Consider the following 15,363-nt stretch of genomic DNA (forward strand, 5'->3'; position numbering starts at 1 on the left):
AAAAGACATATAGAAGATAATATAAGGCAAGTTCTTTGTTTAAACTTGAGTTTTGCTGCATGGCACCTAAGCTTGCTATTCATTTATCTTATTTTGTTACTGGATAGATTGCCCCCAAAATTGCAGGGTGTCGCGAGCCAGTAATAGTACTTAAATCAACTGGAACTCGATTGATCGTTTGAGCAGCAAACCAGGCAAACATCATCGCTTCCAAATAATCGGGACTGATACCTACTTCAGCAATACTCATTACACTGGTCTGAGGCAATAATTGAGCAATCATTTGTAATAAGACAAGATTGTGGGCACCTCCACCACACAAGTACATTTTTTTGACATGTCCTGGTTCGTTTAATACTGTTCCTGCAATTGTTTTAGCCGTAAATGCAAGCAGGGTCTTTTGTATATCTACAGGTCTATATCCTTCTTTTAAATAGCGTTCTAGCCATGATAAAGAAAAATATTCTTTACCTATGCTTTTTGGAGCTGAAGAAATAATGAAAGAATCAGACATTAGTGTTTCTAGAAGAGGTTCAATCACTTCACCCTGCTGTGCCCATGCTCCCTCTGCATCATAAGTTACTCCTTGGTGTCTCATAATCCAAGCATCCATTAAACAATTTCCAGGTCCTATGTCCCAACCTTTAATTGGTTCACTTTCATTAATAAATGTAATATTGGCGATGCCACCTATATTTACTACAGCAATATAGTTATTTACATCTTTAAATAATTGCTGATGATAAAGAGGAGCGAACGGTGCTCCTTGCCCACCTAACACTAAATCACGAGTCCTAAAATCTGCAACAACAGTGATTCCAGTTAATTCAGATATAGTATGGGCACATCCTAACTGTAAGGTATATGGAATATTGCAATTGGTATCATGACACACTGTTTGACCATGACTTCCTATGGCGCAAATTTCATTGGCTGACAATTTTACGTTCTGCAATAATTCATTAACTGCATATGCAAACTCTCTTCCAATCAATGTATTCAGTTGGCAAATAGAAGCCAGACTTAAATCCGCACCAGAAAGCAGCTTATCAATACGTGTTTTCACTTCTTTACTGTATTTTTTAGTGATTCCACAAATTAGTATATTTTTTGATATATCGACAAGCGCGGCATCAATACCATCCATACTTGTTCCAGACATCAAACCTATATACAAAGTCATTAATTAATCCTCACTTCATCACTAAATAATATTAGAACGAGTAGATTGTAACCTGGGCGCAGCGAACCTAGGAAATTTTTAATAGAGCAACCCCTATTCCGCTTCGTTGCACCCAGGCTAAAATTCATCCAAACTAAAAATATCCTACAATCTGAAACAAGTATAAAAGTTATTTGTGGTAATTTCAGCTATCTCATCGTATGACATATTACGAAGGTCTGCTATCGCCTGGGCAACATATTTCACAAGAGCAGGATGATTTTGTTTGCCACGATATGGTACAGGGGCTAAATAAGGCGCATCCGTTTCAATAAGTATTCTATCCAAGGGCACTTTCCGTGCTACCTCTTGAAGTGCAGTTGCGTTTTTAAAGGTAACAATTCCTGAAAAGGAAATATAAAAATTCAAATCCATGGCTTTATGTGCTATATCAAGGCTCTCAGCAAAACAATGCATTACGCCACCAATTTGTTGGGCATGTTCCTCTGCCATTAATGCGATTGTATCTTCTGCCGCTTGCCGGGTATGAATAATCAATGGCTTCGAAGATTTTAAAGCAGCCTTTATATGCTGTCTAAATAGGTTACGCTGTACCTCTTGCGCTTCCTCAGTATGGGTTCGATAATAATCCAAACCTGTTTCACCTATTGCAATACATGCTGGATTCGCGGCTAAATCACATAACATTTGTGACGTAACTGGATATTCCATTTCAGTATTTGGATGGACTCCAACAGAAATACTGATATTAGGGTATTCTGCAGCAAGTTGTTCTAATTTGGGATAGTCATTTAGTTCAACACAAACACATAAAAAATGCTGCACGTCATTTTCTTTTGCTTGCGCTAAGACATTAGCCATATCATTATTAAAATCAGATAAATCAAGAAAATTTAAATGACAATGTGAATCAACTAACATGGAATAACCTCATAAAATATTGATCAATTCAGCATAAGATAATAGGAATTATTTCTTACATTGAATTAATTTACATTGTATCTGTTAACTGAGAAGATTTTAGCATGCCTGCTAGATAGGTCTCTATTTTATTACACAAATAACGGCTATTTTCCCCAATAAATTGCACGCCAACTCCTGGCACTTTATTACCCTGGGCTCCTTTAGGTGTAATCCAAACTATTTTACCATCAACTACATAGAGCTCATCTTCATCCATTAATTTGATCAAGAGCTTAACTATTGAACCAAGCTCATAGTTCGTGTTAGTTCGGATAAATAGCCCACCTCCTTTCACAAAAGGCATATAAGCCATATAAAGCGCTGATTCATTAATAAACGAGCAATTAATCTGTTGTATAGTATCCATCACAGATCTCCTTTAAACATCCTGAATTTCCGATAAAAAATCACAAAATATATTCATCACGTTTTTTATGGGAAAACATTAGATTAGCTATTTAATCCTAGTAATAAATCCTCTAATGCCAAAGTTTGATTTACATTCATATTATGGCTTAATTTTCGTTGTAATGTATTTATTTTATCGATTTGAGAAAAAATCGTTATGGAATCAATTTTAGACATTAAATAATTTAGTTGATAAATAGCTGGTCCCGTAGCTACAGCCCCATTAATTTGCATCACGTGTATTTGCGCATATACTAAATAAAGAAGCCACAGTAATGCACCAAATTCAAACTGACTCCATTGGGCGGCTACCATACTCGGATGTTTCTTTTGTTCCATTACTGCAATTATGCCATCTAAAATAAATTCAGATTGTTTAATAATCAAAGTCTGTTCGGATTCTTCGGGAAAATATTCCGCTAATCGTAGAAAATTAATAAGTAATAAATCATCAGGCGAAGCAAAACGTACTATCTGACATCTACTTAAAACTGTAGGTAATAAAGTGCTTAATTGCTGGGCTAAAAGTAAAAATATGGTTTGCGGAGCAGGCTCTTCCAAAATTTTTAGTAATGAGTTTGCAGCCGCGGTGTTCATTCGTTCGGCAGATTCAATCACAATCAAACGAAATTTGGCTCGTTGGGGAGTTAAATAGGCGTAACTTTGTAATTCTCTGATTTGATCGATTTTAATTGGTCCACCACTTTTTTCTGGTTTAACCCATTTCACATCAGGATGTTCACCACGAGCAACCATTTGACAATCAGTACATTGAAAACAAGGTTGATTTTCTTTCATTTTACAGAAAATTAATTGAGATAATTTTCTGATAAAATCTTTAAAGGCATAATCAAATGATCCAACACATAACAACGACTGAGGCAAACGATGATTTGCCCATGCAAATTGAATCTGATCCCACTGTGATTGATACCTATCCTTTTCATCAAGTGAAGAAAGGTTCTGCAGCTCCTTGATGTGACTCATTGCTGCTGCTCTATAAATTCATTCATTGCATTTTGAATAGCCTGTTGTACTTCGTGTAACGATCGTCGCGCATCAATAGTTACCGTATTAGTACTCATTTCAACATGCTGAATATAGCTTTTATGGACTCGATGAAAGAAATCAATCGATTGCTGCTCAATCCTGTCAACCTCACCCCTAGATTTAACTCGCGCCATTCCTTCTTCAGGGCTTATATCCAAATATAAAGTCAAATCCGGTTTAAATCCCTTCAGAGCAAAAGAAGATAATTGATTAATCACCTCCTGATCTAATCCTCTTCCACCACCTTGATAAGCCATGGTTGATAGTTCAAATCGGTCTGCAATAACCCAAATTCCTTGACGTAATGAAGGCTTAATAACTTCTTCGAGAAGCTGAATTCTGGCTGTATAGAGTAATAGCAATTCGCTTCGATCATCCAAAGTATCCCTATATTCTGGATTTTTAATCAGATCACGTAAAATCTCACCTATTACTGTTCCACCAGGCTCCCGGGTTGTTAGGGTTTTGATATGTTTCTTTTCAAGCAGATCTATAACCGTATTTATTGCAGTGGACTTACCAGCCCCCTCCAACCCTTCAATAACAATTAACTTCCCGGTTGAAAACAACATCAGAAATCCTTCCGTTTATATTGATTAATTGCTTGTTTTTGTTGCTGGTAAGTTTCTGAGAACTGATGAGTTCCATCCCCTTTAGCAACAAAATATAAATAATTAGATAATTGAGGATGGGCTGCAGCATCTAATGATTCTTTGCCAACCATGGCAATAGGTGTTGGAGGCAATCCTCTATAGTGGTATGAGTTATAAGGTGTATCGATTAGTAAATCGTCATGAGATAATTTTCCCGTATATGCAGCCCCTAAACCATAAATGACCGTGGGATCCATCTGTAAAGGCATATTTTTATTTAAACGGTTGAGCATGACACCAGAAATCAGCTTACGCTCTTGTGGAATAGCAGTTTCTTTTTCAATTATTGAGGCTGCTATTAGCAATTCATATGGATTTTTATAGGGCAAGTTAGGTGCTCTATTGACCCAACTCATAGTCAAATAATTAACTAAGTTACGATGGGCATGCTCTAATAAACTTTTACCAGTACTACCACCGCGATATTGATAGGTATCAGCAAGCAATAATCCTTCAGCATTTGGATGATTATCTTTAATAGAATTCCAATCCTCTGGTCGATAATTCAAATAAGCTGCTTTTAGTAAATCTTGGGATATTTTCTGCTGGGTGGTCCCTGCAATAATTGTAAAATTTTGCGTTAAGACATCTCCTGCTACAACTCGATGCACTAACTGCATCGCAGTTTCACCTGGCTGTATTTGATATACACCAGCTTTGAGTTGAGAGGACAATCCTGAAAAACGAATCATCGTTAGAAGCATTTTGTCTGAACGTATTAAATTTTTATCTTTTAATATTTTTACAAATTGTGAGGCCGTAGCAGTTCGGTCAAGAGTGATAATGACCGGAGAACCCTGCATGGGAACAATAGGTTTAGTAATTTGAAAATAGGTAATCAAAAAGAAAATAAAAAAAGACATAAAAAACATTAGAACATAAAGTACCAGTTTTTTATGTCTTGGAAATGTCATTTATACACGCTTGAATAATAAGCTGCCATTTGTTCCACCAAAACCGAGTGAGTTACTCAGAACATAATTAATAGATCGTTTTTGGGGTGTGTAGGGTACATAATTCAAATCACATCCCTCATCTGGATTATCCAAATTAATAGTTGGTGGAGCAATTTGATCTCTAATTGCTAAAATACTAAATATTGCTTCTACAGCACCTGCAGCCCCCAATAAATGACCGGTCATTGATTTTGTAGAACTGACTGCTAAATCATACGCATGTTGTTTAAATATGCGCTTAATCGCTTTTGTTTCATTTAAATCATTAAGATAGGTCGAAGTGCCATGTGCATTGATATAATCAACTTGTTCTGGATCGATACCTGCGTCATGTATGGCTGCTTCCATTGCACGAGCAGCACCATCAGCATCATCATCAGGAGCAGTGATATGATAAGCATCACCAGACATACCAAACCCTACAAGTTCAGCATAAATTTTTGCACCACGAGCTTTGGCATGTTCATACTCTTCTATCACAAGAACACCTGCCCCTTCACCCATAACAAAACCATCTCTATCTTTATCAAAAGGTCTTGATGCTTTTTCAGGTTCATCATTACGTTTAGATAGAGATCGCACAGCAGAAAATCCTGCCAAGCACAGCGGGGTTAAGGTCATTTCAGCCCCACCACATAACATAACATCAGCATCACCATAAGCAATCATTCGTGCAGCTAGACCAATATTATGTGTGCCAGTAGTGCAGGCAGTAACAACAGAAACATTGGGGCCTTTAAGCTTATGTCGAATTGAAATCTGTCCAGCAACCATATTTATGATACCTGCCGGAATAAAAAATGGAGAAACCTTTCGTGGACCACCCGCCATCAGTTTATCCTGGTTATTGGTAATTGTCTGGATGCCACCAATACCCGCACCCACAGCTACACCAATACGATTTGATAGATTTGCGTCAATCTTCAATCCCGAATCAAGCATTGCTTCATCAGCTGCAGCAATACCATATTGGGTAAATAAATCCATTTTACGCGCATCTTTAAGCGCAACGTAGTTCTCAATATTAAAATTCTTAACCTTAGCCCAGATGCGAGAGCTGTATTCGTTGGCATCAAACTCATCTGCCAAAACAACACCACTTACACCAGCTAATATATTTCGCCAAGTTTCTTCTACATTAAGACCGACAGGGGTAACCATACCCATACCAGTAATCACTATACGCCGCTTATTCAATGAAAGCTCCTCGCAAAACACTCCCATTTCTCTCCCACATGCAAGAGGGAGAGAAAGAGATAAAAGCAAATAGTTATGCTTCTTCTTTATTTAAATTAGATTCAATATAATCAATCGCTTCTTGAATCGTGGTAATTTTTTCAGCTTTCTCATCAGGAATTTCTGTTTCAAATTCTTCTTCAAGAGCCATAACCAATTCCACAGTATCTAAAGAATCAGCACCTAAATCATCAACAAATGATGCATCATTCTTTAACTCTTCTTCTTTAACGCCTAGTTGTTCAACAACAATTTTGCGAACACGCTCTTCAACTGTACTCATAACTTGATTTTCCTCTTTCGGTTGATAGAAATTTAAAAAAACTTCGGATTATTTAATATACTACTTCCACTTAATTTTTTTTACTTGGTCAATAAACCTAAATACATTTTTAACCTAATCAATCACTTATATTTTTAGTAATCCCAAACAACCAAAGTTAAATGGAAGTGGTATAGTTTATTCATTTATACAGATAACGCAAGTGCATTTAGTCCATATACATACCGCCATTGACATGAATTGTTTCACCTGTGATATATTTAGCACTGTCTGATGCCAAAAATGCTACTGCTTCAGCTATATCCTTGGGTTCTCCTAGCTTACGCATAGGAATTCTCTTTAACATTTCGTCCTTTACCATGTCAGGTAAAGCAGCGGTCATATCTGTATCAATAAAACCAGGTGCAACAACATTAACAGTAATTCCTCGGCTCCCAACTTCTTGAGCTAAAGACTTACTGAAACCAACAATACCTGCTTTCGCTGCAGTATAATTCACCTGACCAGAATTTCCACTTGAACCCACCACTGATCCAATAGAAATTATACGTCCCCATCGTGCTCTAAACATAGGCTTTATACAAATTTTAGACACTTTGTATATTGAATTCAAATTTGTTTCGATTACTTTATACCACTCTTCATCATCCATACGCAGTAATAAATTATCTGATGTTATCCCGGCATTATTAACTAATATTGACGGAGATTGATTCTCATGAGTCAACTCACCTATAACTTGCTCTATTTGCTCCGAATTTGTAACGTCAAGAACCAATCCTTTTCCAGATAGTTTTTCTTTTTCAAAATAGGCATTAATCGATTGAGCACCTTGTTCTGTAGTAGCTGTACCAAATACAAAAGCACCTTGCTGCGCCAATTTAAGGGCTATAGCCTGACCTATTCCTCGGCTTGCACCTGTAACCAAGGCAATCTTTCCCTCTAGACTCATCATGTATTTCCTCAATAGAAAATGTTTATTTTTTAGGTTGTATCTTTGGACAAACTAGGCAAATTGCTCTTCAACCTGATCCAGACTAATAGTATCGTAAACACTAATAGTATTTAAACTTCTGTCTATTCTTTTAATTAAGCCGCCCAATACTTTTCCTGGTCCGCACTCTAAAACAAGTTCTATTCCATTATTTTTAAAGAGCTGGATTGTTTCAACCCAACGAACAGGGCTATATAATTGTTCTTTTAACTTTTCACGTATGTGCTGAACAGAATGATAAATGCTTAAATCAACGTTACTTACTACATCTGTTTTTGTGTTTTTAAATTCGATTTTAGCCAAATATTCAGCAAAGGATGCTGCTGCTTCAGATAGTAAGGGACAATGACATGGAACACTAACTGGAATTACTTTAGCCAGACGAGCACCAGCCTCCTCAGCTAATTCTAGTATTCGCGTAACGGCTGGAGTATGTCCCGCAACAACAACTTGTCCAATTGCGTTATAATTGGCTGGCGTTACAACCTCATGTTCTTGGCTGGCTTGCTCACATAGAGCTTTTACTTGTTCATCAGTTAAACCCACAATTGCAGCCATAGCCCCCATGCCCAAAGGTATTGCATTTTGCATTAACTGTCCTCGCCGAGCTACTAAACATGCGGCATCAAATAATGACAGTGCGTCAGCGCAAACCAATGCAGCATATTCACCCAGGCTATGGCCAGCCATAAGAATAGGCTTGGCAACACCTTGTTGCATCAATACTCTATATACAGCCACATCAGCAGTAAGCATCGCAACTTGTGTATGCTCTGTTTGATTTAGTTTTTCTTCCGGCCCATGTTGCACAAGTTTCCATAAATCATAACCTACTGCTTCTGATGCCTCTGCAAAAGTTTTTACAATAATAGGATATTGCAACTCAAAATCAGCCAACATACCAACTGATTGTGAACCTTGCCCAGGAAATACAAATGCGGTTTTTACCATTTAAAAATAGCTCCGAACTAAAAATTTAATTCAAAAAGTTGAATCAAGTAAATTATTAATAACGAATTACCATAGCTCCCCAAGTCATTCCACCACCGAAAGACTCAATCAATAACAACTCATCTCTTTTAATCTGATTGGTCCGAATAGAATGATCCAAAGCCAAGGGAATAGATGCAGCCGAAGTATTACCTTGGCTACCGATAGTAACAATCACTTGTGACATAGGAAGGTCAAGCTTTTTAGCAATGGCCTGAATGATACGCATATTTGCTTGATGAGGAATTAACCATTGAATATCAGATTTTTTCAAATGGCTCATCTCTAGAACTTCATCAACAACATCGCCCATAATTTTGACGGCAATTTTAAATACTTCATTACCTCGCATACTAATCGTTGCACGTTGATTATCAAATGTTGCGTTACTAAGATTTAATAATTTTTCAGCATCATAAGAAGCATGTAATACACTTCCCATAATACCTTGTTTATCACTGGCACTTAAAACCACTGCTCCAGCGCCATCGCCAAATAAAACACAGGTTGATCGATCAGTCCAATCTACTGCTCTGGACATGCTTTCACTACCGATGACGAGAACATTTTTTGCTGCACCGGATGTAATATACTGTTTTGCAATATCCATCACGTATACAAAACCACTACATGCTGCACCAACATCAAAAGCAGGAATAGGTCGCTTAATTTTTAAAGCATGTTGAACATAGCAAGCAACTCCAGGAAAAAAATGATCCGGAGTACATGTAGCAACCAATATCAAATCGATTTCATCAGCATTCAAGCCTGAGGAGATTAACGCCTGCTCAGCAGCTTTGGAAGCCATATACGAGGTTGTTTCGTAAGGTTGCGCGACGCTACGGCTGCTGATGCCGGTTCTGGTAACAATCCACTCATCAGTAGTGTCCAACATTGACTCTAGTTCAAGATTGGTAAGTTGTTTTTCAGGAATATAACTTCCGGTACCACGTATTACAGCATTATTCATAACAGCAATCCCTGATTTATAAAATCATTTATTTGGACACGTACTAAATCTACTACGTTATTTTTAGCCTCAAGAACTGCTTGTTCAATAGCATGTTGAAATCCTAATTCATTAGCACCACCATGGCTTTTTACTACAATACCATTTAAACCGAGCATACTTGCGCCATTATAACGAGAAGGATCAAAGCGCTTCTTAAGATGTTTTAATGCTGGACGCGCAATTAACGCAGAAAGTTTGGTATACCAGCTTCTGCTAAATGACTCCATGAGTAAACTTACAAACAACTTGGCAAGACCTTCACTTGCTTTTAAGGCTACATTCCCCACAAAACCATCACAAACAACCAGATCCACATCTCCGGTATAAAAATGATCACCTTCTACATAACCAACATAGTTCATAATCTCGCATTCGGCAAGCATGTGAGCTGTGCGTTTTACTTGATCATTTCCCTTCATTTCTTCCACGCCAATATTCAATAAGGCGATTTTAGGTTTAGGCTTATTCGCTACAGCTTGTACTAATGCAGATCCCATAACAGCAAACTGAAATAAATGTTCTGCACACGAATCAACATTAGCACCCAAATCAATCACCCATGTCCTACCTTTCATAGTTGGTAGCTCGGAAACAATTGCGGGCCTATCGATTCCAGGCAGCGTCTTTAAAACATAACGTGCCGTAGCCATTAAAGCACCAGTATTCCCAGCACTAACACAAGCTTGAGCCATGCCTTCTTTCACCAAATTAATGGCTACACGCATGGAAGAATCTTTTTTATTTCGCAAAGCATGCGAAGGCAACTCATCCATAGTTACTACTTCAGAAGCATGAACTATGGAAAATTGATTTGAAGACGCTACACCCTGTTTTTTTAGAATAGCACTAATCTTGTCATGAACTCCGACAAGAATAAGTTTCAAATCAGGATCATTCTTTGCTGCACGAATACAGGCAGGAATCACAACATTTAAACCATGATCCCCACCCATCGCATCAATTGCAATGGTGATATTTTTCAAGAAAATTACTCTTGTTCGTAAACAGTATCAGTGTCAATTATTTTTCTACCACGATAATAACCATCTGGTGTCATATGATGACGAAGATGAGTTTCACCGGTAGTTTCATCAACAGACAGTGTTGGCTTGGTCAAAGCATCATGCGAACGACGCATATCACGACGTGAGCGTGACTTTTTATTTTGTTGTACAGCCATTGTATTACTCCTAAACAAATTGCATTCATAAAGCGGGAATATTAGTGTTAATTAGATAAAATTTCAATAAAATTCATTTTTTCCCACTAAAATTTGATTAACTTCATTGCTGCAATCATCAATTTTTGGATGAAATTGTGGCGCGTAGAGATGTAATTCATCAATTAGTATATCTTCCAAACTAACCTGCAAATTTTCAGAAACAATACATTCGTAATGTTCTAATATCTGTTCTGCCCTTTCATCATTTCGACATACAGCAATCACAGTAATATTATCATACGGAAAATTAAATTCGTCCAGACAACGCTGGCATTGAATGGGTAACTGCCCCTTAACATGAAGATGAATTAAATAAAAATCTTCTTTAGCTTCAACATGATAAGTAACATCCAACTGACAGGAAGAGGTAATATAATTAGGTAAGCGCTCACTCAGTGTCACCATTTTAGTTTGTTGGCCTTGTTTAACCATTTCTTGTAAGTGCAGCATTATTGTCGTATCCTAAAGAGTTATATTTTTTTAATAATGTCATCAAAATCATAGCTGGGGTGTATCGCAGCGAAACCCCGGCTATGATTTTGAAACATAGAATATTAAGCGGTATCTTAATTTTATGAAAGCTAAAGTTATTGTTGGAATGTCTGGCGGCGTTGACTCATCCGTTGCAGCATGGTTATTGCAAGAAGCAGGTTATCAAGTCGAAGGCTTGTTCATGAAGAACTGGGAACAAGACGATAAAGACGGATTCTGCCCCGCAGCCCAAGACCTTGCAGATGCTCAGGCCGTATGTAATCAATTACATATACCGCTGCATACTGTTAATTTTTCTGAAGAATATTGGCAAAGAGTGTTCACCCATTTTTTAAGTGAGTATGAAAAAGGGAGAACTCCTAATCCTGACGTATTGTGCAATAAAGAAATCAAATTTAATGCTTTCTTAAACCATGCATTAACACTTGGAGCTGACTATATTGCAACAGGCCATTATGCTAAAAATAAAATAGCAGGAGAAGTAGGATTTTTATACAAAGCGAAAGATCGTGATAAAGACCAAACCTATTTCCTTCATGCGGTAGATCCTAAAGCTTTAGCAAAAACCCTATTTCCAATTGGCGATTATACAAAACCAGAAATTAGAGCGTTCGCTAAAAATTTGGGTTTAGTTACTCAAGCAAAAAAAGATTCAACTGGAATTTGTTTTATTGGTGAAAAACGTTTTAAATCTTTTCTAAAAGAGTTCATTCTGGCTAGACCTGGTGAAATCAAAAGCACTGATGGCAAAGTTCTAGGATCACATGATGGATTAATGTTTTACACTTTAGGTCAACGCCAGGGGCTGGGTATTGGTGGTTTACAAAACTCAACCGATGATCCTTGGTATGTGGTCGATAAAGAAGTATCTACTAACACTTTATATGTGGCTCAAGGCAGTCAACATCCCATGCTCTATGCACAAGGACTGATTTGTAGCCCAATTCATTGGTTAGCTGATTGTAAGGATAATTTGCCACTTACCTGTTACGCCAAAACACGATACAGACAAGCAGAACAAGGCTGCATCATTTCACCTCTGAATGATAATCAGCATTATGTGATGTTTTCAAATCCACAAAGAGCAGTTACCCCAGGACAATATGTAGTTTTTTATGATAAAAACCAATGTCTGGGTGGTGCTACAATTGAACAAATTATTCGATAATTGCATTATAATTTATATGATACAACGGGAGTTAAAATGGCTGCTATTGATATATCCCCTACTGCCAGCAACATCCACTTCTCTGTTAGTGCAGCAGATAAAGTGGCAGAGCTAATAAAAGAAGAAGATAATTTAAACTTGAATCTCCGCGTCTCAATTACAGGTGGAGGCTGTTCTGGGTTCCAGTATGGATTTAGTTTTGATGAAGAAATCAACGAAGATGATACTGTAGTTGTTCAGCAATGTTCAGATGGTGTCTCCTCAGTAAAACTTCTAGTTGACTCAATGAGTTATCAATATTTGCATGATGCTGAAATTGATTATGTCCAAGGCATTCAAGGTGAGCAGTTTGTCATTCGTAATCCAAACGCAAAAACTACTTGCGGATGCGGTTCATCATTTAGTATTGATGATGAGGATGATTATTAATTAATAATACTCAGTATCATTTTGGCGTAACGAAGCAAAATATATTTTGCCTCGTTACCTGCGCTTGCAGAATCAGTAAGGTTTAACAACAACCTTAGTTCCTATTTTAATAAAATTTTTGCTTAGCCATTTAGCATCAGCTGGATGTACCCGAATACAGCCATGGCTCGCATTATAATTAGGGACTTCATAAGAACCGTGTACTGCATAATATTTAGTAAAGAACATACAATATGGCATTGGCGAGCCACCGCGTCCTACAGGATAACGACTCGAAACACATCCAGGTCCTCCCTTACTCCATACTGTAAAAACACCACTTGGTGTTTTACATCCCCTATGGATGTCCGGGCAATATTTTTTACCACCAGATCCTTTTCCTATACGCACAACTTTGCCATTTGAATCTATAGCCTTCCATGTCAAGGTATTGGGATTGAAAACAAAGGTGTTTGCTAAAGCAGCGGAAGAACAAAAAAGAAAAGCAAATAGAGGAATAAATAAAAAATAAACTAATGATAATAAAATAGAACTTTGTTTTTCCATAATATTTCCTAATGATTTATCCATCTTCACCTTAATTCTAGTTCATTATTTAATCAATACAAATTATTTTTAAGCAAAGTAGAATTATTTGTTCTACTATTTAATGGAGGGATATTAATAGGTATTCAATCATGAATAAAAATTTGCTTACAGGATTGTACATTTTGTTAGGTAGTACATTTATTTCTTTCACAATAAATGCTGAAGATACATCCAGTAGTACTAGTGCCGGAGATGTCTCTTCCAATAATAATACATCTAATAATCCAATTGATATATCAAAAGACAGTTGGTTAAAATCAGTTACCCCATTATTGCCTGATCTCATCTGCAAAGGATTTGAAAATGATCCTCAGCTAAAAAAGCGGCTTGATGAAATCAAAATGACTTATGAACAATGTGCTGCAAAGATTCCAGATAGCGTCAGTAAATGTCAGCAAGAACTTTATAGTACTATTCCTGATAAAATCAACAGTGATAATGCTGGGATTTGGGGAAAAGCGCTTGGAGAATGTATTGGTAAAGATTTTGCGATAAAATACCTAATTCCCAAAAGCCAATAGAAATTAAAATAAATAAAGAATGATGGATACCTGGTCCTAATTGGACCTAGTATCTGTCAGTTTATTATATTTATCAGTTTTGATCCCAATGATTAACTCCTGATTTCTTACTCAGAAACTCAACAAAAGCTTTATGAAGTTCAAGTTCCTCTGGTTCTGCAGGTAAAACAACAGGATTTTCTAATTGAAGTACAGCAATTTCTTGAGTTTTGACTTTGGCATGAATGGAAGATTCTTCAACTTCTGCAAATAAACTGGTTTGACCGCCAGTCATTGCCAGATAAACATATGCCAGGATCTCCGCATCCAGCAAAGCACCATGAAGTTCACGGTTAAAGTGATCTATGCCGAATCGTTTGCATAAAGCATCTAAACTATTTCGCTGTCCAGGATATTTTTCACGTGCCAAAACTAATGTATCAACAATATTACAATAATCCTCAAGTTTTTTGTTCCATTTAATCAGCTTTAGCTCTGAATTTAAAAATCCAACATCGAAAGGGGCATTATGAATTATTAATTCAGCCCCAACAATAAACTGCCAAAACTCTTCAGCTTTTTCTTCAAATAGTGGTTTGTCTTGCAAAAACTCATCACTTATTCCATGAACACGAAAAGCACCCTCATCAACCTGTCGCTGAGGATTGAGATAAACATGGAAATGTTTCCCAGTTAATTTTCTTTCAACTAACTCCACACAGCCTATCTCGATGACACGATGTCCGTGCTCTGGCCCTATACCAGTAGTTTCTGTATCTAAAATAATCTGACGCATCTTTTACTCGCTTAATTCTTCAATCGCCTGATTTGCCAAAGCATCTACCAAATCATTTTCTACATGACCAGAATGCCCTTTTACCCAATGCCATTTTATTTGGTGACGAGAAGCTAATATATCTAATATTTTCCAAAGATCTGCATTCTTGACAGGCTCCTTTTTGGAGTTTCGCCAACCCTTTATTTTCCAGTTAGGCAGCCACTCAGTCATTCCTTGTCTTAGATATTGCGAATCGGTATACAGATCAACTGAACAGGGGCGCTTTAAGGCTTCCAAGCCTTTAATTGCGGCCATAAGCTCCATGCGATTATTTGTAGTATGCGCTTCCCCACCATATAAGGTTTTTTCTTGTCCTTTATAACGAAGCAAAACACCCCAACCACCCGGCCCTGGGTTTCCTTTACATGCTCCATCGGTATAAATTTCAATAGTCACTT

Annotated in this window: 20 protein-coding genes; 3 read left to right on the plus strand and 17 right to left on the minus strand. The window is 37.2% G+C overall.

Annotated features, from left to right (window positions below; translation table 11 throughout):
- Positions 1-88: 88 nt before the first annotated feature.
- From ELY20_RS10600 to ELY20_RS10665, 14 genes are all read right to left on the minus strand, one after another.
- Complete coding sequence (locus ELY20_RS10600; protein WP_110142335.1) at positions 89-1,183, minus strand: anhydro-N-acetylmuramic acid kinase; 1,095 nt, start codon at positions 1,181-1,183, stop codon at positions 89-91.
- Positions 1,184-1,327: 144 nt separating this feature from the next.
- Complete coding sequence (locus ELY20_RS10605) at positions 1,328-2,104, minus strand: TatD family hydrolase (RefSeq protein ID WP_110142336.1); 777 nt, start codon at positions 2,102-2,104, stop codon at positions 1,328-1,330.
- 70 nt (positions 2,105-2,174) lie between these two features.
- Complete coding sequence (locus tag ELY20_RS10610) at positions 2,175-2,513, minus strand: PilZ domain-containing protein (RefSeq protein ID WP_110142337.1); 339 nt, start codon at positions 2,511-2,513, stop codon at positions 2,175-2,177.
- An 83-nt stretch (positions 2,514-2,596) separates the two neighbouring features.
- Positions 2,597-3,541 carry a DNA polymerase III subunit gene (locus ELY20_RS10615; protein WP_110142338.1) on the minus strand — a complete coding sequence of 315 codons (945 nt, stop codon included), beginning with the start codon at positions 3,539-3,541 and terminating at the stop codon, positions 2,597-2,599.
- The gene (gene tmk / locus ELY20_RS10620; protein WP_110142339.1) at positions 3,538-4,176 is read right to left on the minus strand and encodes a dTMP kinase; all 639 of its coding nucleotides are present in this window, start codon (positions 4,174-4,176) and stop codon (positions 3,538-3,540) included. Before tmk ends, ELY20_RS10615 begins: the two co-directional genes overlap by 4 nt.
- The gene (gene mltG, locus ELY20_RS10625) at positions 4,176-5,171 is read right to left on the minus strand and encodes an endolytic transglycosylase MltG (protein WP_110142340.1); all 996 of its coding nucleotides are present in this window, start codon (positions 5,169-5,171) and stop codon (positions 4,176-4,178) included. The genes tmk and mltG overlap by 1 nt, the downstream gene beginning before the upstream one ends.
- On the minus strand, positions 5,172-6,410 hold the full coding sequence (gene fabF, locus ELY20_RS10630) for a beta-ketoacyl-ACP synthase II (RefSeq protein ID WP_110142400.1): 1,239 nt from the start codon (positions 6,408-6,410) through the stop codon (positions 5,172-5,174).
- Positions 6,411-6,483: 73 nt separating this feature from the next.
- On the minus strand, positions 6,484-6,732 hold the full coding sequence (gene acpP / locus ELY20_RS10635; protein WP_003631752.1) for an acyl carrier protein: 249 nt from the start codon (positions 6,730-6,732) through the stop codon (positions 6,484-6,486).
- Between the two features lie 208 nt (positions 6,733-6,940).
- Positions 6,941-7,687 carry a 3-oxoacyl-ACP reductase FabG gene (gene fabG, locus ELY20_RS10640; protein ID WP_110142341.1) on the minus strand — a complete coding sequence of 249 codons (747 nt, stop codon included), beginning with the start codon at positions 7,685-7,687 and terminating at the stop codon, positions 6,941-6,943.
- A 51-nt stretch (positions 7,688-7,738) separates the two neighbouring features.
- The gene (gene fabD / locus ELY20_RS10645; RefSeq protein WP_110142342.1) at positions 7,739-8,677 is read right to left on the minus strand and encodes an ACP S-malonyltransferase; all 939 of its coding nucleotides are present in this window, start codon (positions 8,675-8,677) and stop codon (positions 7,739-7,741) included.
- Between the two features lie 55 nt (positions 8,678-8,732).
- Positions 8,733-9,686, minus strand: a complete 954-nt coding sequence (locus ELY20_RS10650) for a beta-ketoacyl-ACP synthase III (protein ID WP_110142343.1) — start codon at positions 9,684-9,686, stop codon at positions 8,733-8,735.
- Complete coding sequence (gene plsX / locus ELY20_RS10655) at positions 9,683-10,711, minus strand: phosphate acyltransferase PlsX (protein ID WP_110142344.1); 1,029 nt, start codon at positions 10,709-10,711, stop codon at positions 9,683-9,685. Before plsX ends, ELY20_RS10650 begins: the two co-directional genes overlap by 4 nt.
- 5 nt (positions 10,712-10,716) lie before the next feature.
- Positions 10,717-10,908, minus strand: a complete 192-nt coding sequence (gene rpmF, locus ELY20_RS10660) for a 50S ribosomal protein L32 (protein ID WP_028380381.1) — start codon at positions 10,906-10,908, stop codon at positions 10,717-10,719.
- Between the two features lie 63 nt (positions 10,909-10,971).
- On the minus strand, positions 10,972-11,400 hold the full coding sequence (locus ELY20_RS10665) for a YceD family protein (RefSeq protein ID WP_110142345.1): 429 nt from the start codon (positions 11,398-11,400) through the stop codon (positions 10,972-10,974).
- A 124-nt stretch (positions 11,401-11,524) separates the two neighbouring features.
- Between ELY20_RS10665 and mnmA the strand changes: the two genes are divergently transcribed.
- Both mnmA and erpA read left to right on the plus strand, forming a co-directional pair.
- Complete coding sequence (gene mnmA, locus ELY20_RS10670) at positions 11,525-12,610, plus strand: tRNA 2-thiouridine(34) synthase MnmA (protein WP_110142346.1); 1,086 nt, start codon at positions 11,525-11,527, stop codon at positions 12,608-12,610.
- 36 nt (positions 12,611-12,646) lie between these two features.
- Positions 12,647-13,039, plus strand: coding sequence for an iron-sulfur cluster insertion protein ErpA (gene erpA, locus ELY20_RS10675; RefSeq protein WP_110142347.1), 393 nt, complete (start codon positions 12,647-12,649; stop codon positions 13,037-13,039).
- A gap of 72 nt (positions 13,040-13,111) precedes the next feature.
- On the opposite strand, the gene ELY20_RS10680 is transcribed toward erpA, so the two are convergent.
- Positions 13,112-13,585, minus strand: a complete 474-nt coding sequence (locus ELY20_RS10680; RefSeq protein WP_110142401.1) for a L,D-transpeptidase — start codon at positions 13,583-13,585, stop codon at positions 13,112-13,114.
- A 131-nt stretch (positions 13,586-13,716) separates the two neighbouring features.
- Here ELY20_RS10680 and ELY20_RS10685 point away from each other — a divergent pair, with 131 nt between their 5' ends.
- Positions 13,717-14,148, plus strand: a complete 432-nt coding sequence (locus ELY20_RS10685; RefSeq protein ID WP_110142348.1) for a hypothetical protein — start codon at positions 13,717-13,719, stop codon at positions 14,146-14,148.
- Positions 14,149-14,221: 73 nt separating this feature from the next.
- On the opposite strand, the gene dnaQ is transcribed toward ELY20_RS10685, so the two are convergent.
- Positions 14,222-14,923 carry a DNA polymerase III subunit epsilon gene (gene dnaQ, locus ELY20_RS10690; protein WP_110142349.1) on the minus strand — a complete coding sequence of 234 codons (702 nt, stop codon included), beginning with the start codon at positions 14,921-14,923 and terminating at the stop codon, positions 14,222-14,224.
- A 3-nt stretch (positions 14,924-14,926) separates the two neighbouring features.
- Complete coding sequence (gene rnhA, locus ELY20_RS10695) at positions 14,927-15,361, minus strand: ribonuclease HI (RefSeq protein WP_110142350.1); 435 nt, start codon at positions 15,359-15,361, stop codon at positions 14,927-14,929.
- Between the last annotated feature and the right edge of the window lie 2 nt (positions 15,362-15,363).

Origin of the sequence: Legionella qingyii, assembly GCF_003990155.1 — a bacterium.
Lineage (GTDB): Bacteria > Pseudomonadota > Gammaproteobacteria > Legionellales > Legionellaceae > Legionella > Legionella qingyii.